Genomic DNA, 5,657 nt, shown 5'->3' on the forward strand with positions numbered 1-5,657 from the left:
GGCCGAGGTCGCCGCCCGGTCCCGGGCCCGCCTGTTCGCCGTCGTCGAGCGGCTCCCGGTCGGCCCCGGCGTGCTCGCCGAGGCCCGGCGGCTGCGGGCCCGGCTCGCGCTGCGCGGCACCGCCGCGGCCGGCCCGTGGGCCCGGCTGGACCGGGCTGCGCTCACCCTCGCCGGTATGGCGCCCCGGCTGTCCGGGCTGGCCGAACCGGCGGTGCTGGAGGCCGCCGCGGCCGACCGGTCCCTGCGCGACCTGGCCGCCCGGGTTGCCAGCGTGGAACGCGCGCTGAGGTTCGCCCCGCCGGAGGCCCGACCGCGGTTGGCCGAGGCGCACCGCGCGCTGACCGGTCAGCTGGGTGACGGGGTGACCGCGTACGAGAGGCTGGTGGCCGCCGCGGCCGGGTACGTCGCCGAGGACGCCCGCCCCAGCACCGATCATCCGGCTTCCTCCCGGCTGGCCGACGCCACCGATCTGCTGCACGGGGTGGCGTCGGCGCTGGCCGAGCTGCGTGCGGTCGGCGACCCGCTGCGCGCCCCCTCCCGCTGACCCGGCCGACGGCTGCACCCGTCGTCCATGATCGGCTCCGATTGCGGCAGGTTGTGGTGTCCGTGACCGCCAGGACCGCAACCTGCCGCGATCGGAGTTGATCTGGCCCGGCGCGGGAACCCGGCGAGGGCTTCCGCGCCCTCGGCCTCACCGAGGTCGACCAGGTGCCGCAGCGGGGGCATCAGGGCGGGGTGGTGACCGGCAGCGGGCCGGTGAAGGGCGAGTCGCCCACCACGTTGAACGACCGGATCCGGTAGTGGTAGGTCGCGCCCCGGGCCAGACCGGTGTTGGTGAAGCCCCGGCCGGTGACGGTGAAGGTGGCGACCTCCCGGCTGAACACCGCGTCGGCCGCCCGCTGCACGGTGAAGCCCGCCCCCGGCCCGCTCGGGGTGCTCGACGCCCAGGTCAGCACCACCGTCGCGGTGTCCGGGCCGGGAGTGGTCACGGCGACCGCCAACCCGGACGGCGCCTCCGGGACCGGCGGGGTGATCACCGTGGCCAGGGTGGACCAGGGCGACACCGCGCCCAGGTACGTCGTCCGGACCCGGTAGTAGTACGTGGTGTCCGGGGCGACCGCCGGGTCGAGGTGGCGCTCCGCAACGCCGATCGCGGTGGTGGCCGGTCCGCTGGTGAAGGTGGGATTGGTGGCCCGCTGCACGTCGATCCCGGTGGCGAAGGAGCGGTTGGTCCAGCGCAGCGCCACCCGCAGCGGCGGGGCCGGCGGAATCTGGGCGCTCATCCCCGTCGGCGCGGCCAGCCCCACCGACGCGGGGACGCTGTTCGACCAGGCCGAGCAACTCGCCGCGTTCTCCGCCCGGATCCGGTAGTGGTACGTCACGCCGGGGGTGACCGTCGCGTCGGTGTACCGGGTGGCGGTGGCCGCCACGGTGATCGTGGTGACCCCGTCGGTGAAGGCCGCGTCGGTGGCTCGTTGCAGCAGATGGCCGGTGGCCGGCGGGCGGCTGCCGTTGCCGGTCCAGGTCAGCGCGATCGCCGGGAGGGCGGTCGCCGAACCGGGTGCCGGGGTGGCGGTGAGCCCGGTCGGCGCCCTGGGGGACACCCGCAGCACCAGCGGCCGGCTCATGCCCAGGTCGCGCAGGCCGGCGGCGCTGCTGGACCAGCGGTACTCCCAGCCCAGGTTGACCAACTGGTTGACCACGGTGGCGGGGCGGCCGTCGAGCGGGCTGACCGGGGCGGCGCCCACCCGGGCCCCGACCGGCCGGGTCGGGTCGAGCAGCCGGAGACTGTCGCCGATCCTGAACGGCAGCGGCGGGACGACCGGACGCAGCGCCAGCACCACGTCCTCGCCCGGGTTCACCCGGATGGTCTCCTTCCACCCCAGCTCTGCGGGTTCCGGCGGCCGGACCGTGCCGTCCCGGCCGACCCGGTTGACCACCTGCGCGTCGCAGCCGTCCAGGTGCACGCTGTGGGTCTGCCGGCCGGTGCCGGTGATCCGCCACAGCTGCGTGCCGTCGGCCGTCGTGCCCGGCGCGGCCGGGTCGGCCGTGACGACGACCTCGGTCGCCGGGTCGGTCGGGCCGAGCGGCAGCGCCGTCGGGCCGAGCGGGCCGGCGTGCGGGTGGGCGACGCCGAGCCGGGCGGCCTGTCGCCCGTGCCCCGGCTCGAAGACAGGGCCGACAGTCTTCACCTCGATGGGCAGGGTCACCGGGCGGGCCGCCCCCGCCGGGGTGAAACTCGCCGTCACCGCGTGCGCCGGCACCACGGTCCGCCGGTCGGTACGGGTGCCGAAGGCGGCGTCGTACTCCGGCTGCGGCACGATCGGTGGCCGGTGGCTGGCCGCGTACGCTTCGGGCAGCCGCTCGGCGAGCCGGGCCAGGTCGTACGGGGCGGCCGGGGCGCCGGCCACCCGGAACTGCAGCAGCGTGCGGGTGTTCGGGCCGTACCCGGGGCGGGTGCCGGAGGGCCCGCCCTCGGTGGTGCGGTCCGGGGCGCCGGTGTGCTGGTCGTACCGGGGGTCGAAGCAGGGCATCGGGGCCGGCGCGTCGTTGTAGAGGATCAGGGTGCCGCCGGGTGGGACGGTGGAGAAGTCGACCACCACGTCGGCCCGCTCGCCGGGAGCGAGCAGCAGCGCGTGGCCGTCCACGTTGAGCACCGTCGGGTCGCGCCGGTCGTACCGGTACCCGACGGGACGGTGGGGCACCACCGCCGGGGCGGGCAGCAACCCACACTCGTTGCCGACCTGGATCATGCGAGGGCCGGCGGCCCGAGGGTCGGGCACCCCGCCGTCTCGACCGTCCACCGGCCAGTCCGACGGGCGGCCGGCCGCCCGGACCGCCTCCACCATCGGCACCTCACCCGCCCCGGCGTCGGCGAGGCTGCCGTCGGGCCGCCACATCGGGCCGTCGGTGCGGGCCCGGTAGATCGCCAGGTTCAGGCTGCGGTCGGCGCAGGCGTTGAGGATCCGGAACCGGTACGCCTTCGGCTCCACCGTCAGGTACGGGTACGCGACGCCGTTGACCAGCGGAGTGTCGCCGTACGCGGCGGGGACCGCGCCAGGGTGCGGCACCCCCGGCGCCTGCGGCGGTTCCTCCGGCGTGGCGACCGGGTCGTGGTGCGGGTTCGGCGCCGGCCCGACCTTGACCTCGACCCCGGCCCCGGTGGTCCACGGGCCGTAGTCCCAGCGGCCGGTCGGGTTGCGCCCCGACTCCCGGTACGGGTTCTGCCGGGGCTGGTAGACGTGCGGGTGCCAGAGGCTGCCCCGGGCGCCCCAGCGGTCCCGGTCCCAGGTGGGATCCTGGGCGGCGAGTTGGGCGTCGTCGGGGACGAAGGTCTTGTCCTGGATCACCAGCGGGAGTTGGTCGGCGGGGAGTACCCCGTCGGCGACCAGCCGTTGCTCGGCGGGGTCGGTGAGCAGGTAGAGCGCGAGCTGCCCGGAGTAGACGGTCAGCCGGGACAGGGCGAGGGTGTTGTCGTGCAGCCACATCAGCCGGCCGCTCTGCTCGTTCGGGAAGTACAGGGTGGTGGCCCCCGCGCCGGGGGGCGGCATGTCCGGCACGTGGGCCAGGCCGGGGCCGGTCGGGTATGGAGTGATCTCGCCCGCCGGGGTCACCCACTGCCACGGGTTCCCGGCGCTGATCCAGCCGGTCTGCGCGCCGGCCAGGTGGAGCACGGCCCGGTTCTGCGGGTACGGGGCGGGCCCGTCCAGCGGCCCGGCGCCAGCTCCGTCCAGCGTGGTGTCGACGGGCAGGAAGAGTTCACCAGCCCGGCCGGTGGGAAGCTGGTTGATGAACGTGATCCGGACCGGCCGCCCGCGCCGCGCGATGATCATCGGCCCCAGGTGGTACGGCCGCTCCGGCGGAACGACCGTGTTGTGCCCGTCCGGGTCGGTGCCGAGGTTGAGCTGGCGGTAGCCGCGCAGCCGGGTGGTGGGCAGGTCGCGGTGCAACCGTTGGGTGTACTCGGCCAGCGCGATCTCGTAGTAGTCGCAGCCCGGGTACCGGGTGGTGTCGGGTACCGCGACCGGGAGCTGCCCGCCCAGCCCGGTGCGGGCGGACGGGCCCGGCAGCGGCAGCGCGTCGACGAACTTGCGGATGCCGGTGCCCGGGACCACCTGCCCGGTTGCGTCGAGTGTGGGCAGCGGGCTGTGCGCGTGGTTCGGCACCGCGCCGAAGCAGCGTGGCAGGGCGGCCGGGTCGAGGCTGGCCGGTGCGGGGCCGGGCGCCGGCTCGGCGACCCGGGCGGCGGGCACGGTCGGGGTGGGCCGGGTGGCACGGCCGGCCCAGCCCGACCGGAACATGCGGAACAGGGCCATGGCTCTCCCCGGGAACGGGGCGGGTACGTCCGCCACCCCGGTGTGGTGGGTGTACCCGCTGCTGACGGTCGGTGAGCTGTCCACCGCAGCATGCGACGGTCGGGCCTGGGACGGAAGTACCTGTTCGTCCGGATCTCAGGGAAACTTGCCGGTTCGTGGAAGTTCCACGATCAGGAGGGAGCTGGCTGGCAGACCGGGCACCAGTAGGTGATCCGTTCGCCGAGCTCCGCCCTGCGGATCGCGGTGCCGCAGCGGCGGCAGGGTTGCCCCCGTCGGCCGTACACGTAGCTGGTCCGTCCCCGGTGCAGCGAGCCGGTGGTGCTCTGCGTCCATCGTCCCCGGTTGGCCGCCAGCAGCTTCTGTGCCAGAGTCACCGTGCCGGCCAGGTCGGGCACGTCCCGCACCGGGGACCACGGGGAGACGCCTCGCAGGAAGAGCACCTCGCACTTGTAGAGGTTGCCCACCCCGGCCAGGTTGCGCTGGTCCAGCAGGGCCTCGCCGATGGTGGCGTCCGGGTGCGCGGCGAGTCGGCGGACCGCCTCTGCCGGATCCCAGTCCGGCCCGAGCAGATCCGGGCCGAGGTGCCCAACCAGGGAATCCTCCTCGGCGGACGGCACCAGCGCCAGATCGTGCAGGTGGTAGCCGACGGCGACGGCCCCGGCGCTGTGCAGCACCACCCGGATCAGGTGGGCCGGCCCCGCGGTCCAGCGTTCCCCCGGGGCGTACGCCCGCCAGGCGCCGTCCATCCGCAGGTGCGAGTGCAGTGTCCGGTGCGTGGCTCCCGGGTGGCCCTCGGGCGCGACCAGCCGCAGCAGCAGGTGCTTGCCCCGGCTGGCACAGTCGCGGACCGTCCAACCGGTCAGGTCGGTGGTGGCCAGCTGCGGCACCCGAAAGTCGCTGCCGGACAGCCGAGCTCCCGCCAGCGCGCGGTGCAGCACGCGGGCGGTGTTCCACACCGTGTCACCTTCGGGCACCCCACCATCCTCCCCCACCCCGAGCGGAACTCACATATTTACTATTTGTGCAGTACTTCCTCCAGAAATCCGGACAATGCACAATCAGGGTGTTCTGAGGAGAAAATGCCCATGATTCGTGCTCGCCGTATCCGACCGGTGCTCCGCGGGTGCCTGGTCGCCGCAGTCGCCGCCAGCCTCCTCCCGGCCGTGGCGCCCGCCGCGCCGCCGGCCCTGCCGAACGCCCGCCTGGAGGCCGTCCCCGCACCGGTCGGGCACTGGTCCGCCGACCTCGCCGCCGAGCGGTGGTCGGTCGACCTCGCCGTCGCCGGAGGCGACGACGTCAACGTCCGCTGGGAGGCCGGGCGGCTCCGGCTCGCCGATACCC

The 5,657-nt window shown here is 75.2% G+C and carries 3 protein-coding genes and 1 pseudogene; 2 read left to right on the top strand and 2 right to left on the bottom strand.

The window, feature by feature from the left end; genetic code table 11:
• Positions 1-544: hypothetical protein (locus E1193_RS29565; protein ID WP_132186441.1), on the top strand; the 544-nt coding region annotated here is incomplete at its 5' end.
• A 181-nt stretch (positions 545-725) separates the two neighbouring features.
• Here the strand turns inward: E1193_RS29565 and E1193_RS29570 are convergent.
• Together E1193_RS29570 and E1193_RS29575 are read right to left on the bottom strand one after the other, a co-directional pair.
• Positions 726-4,316 (bottom strand): multicopper oxidase domain-containing protein, encoded by a 3,591-nt coding sequence (locus E1193_RS29570; protein WP_132186443.1) that lies wholly within the window; start codon positions 4,314-4,316, stop codon positions 726-728.
• A gap of 170 nt (positions 4,317-4,486) precedes the next feature.
• Positions 4,487-5,290, bottom strand: coding sequence for a DNA-formamidopyrimidine glycosylase family protein (locus E1193_RS29575; protein ID WP_132186442.1), 804 nt, complete (start codon positions 5,288-5,290; stop codon positions 4,487-4,489).
• A gap of 111 nt (positions 5,291-5,401) precedes the next feature.
• Between E1193_RS29575 and E1193_RS29580 the strand changes: the two are divergent.
• Positions 5,402-5,657 (top strand): annotated as a pseudogene (locus E1193_RS29580) (hypothetical protein); the annotation flags it as partial.

The organism is Micromonospora sp. KC606 (genome assembly GCF_004348675.1).
GTDB lineage: Bacteria > Actinomycetota > Actinomycetes > Mycobacteriales > Micromonosporaceae > Micromonospora.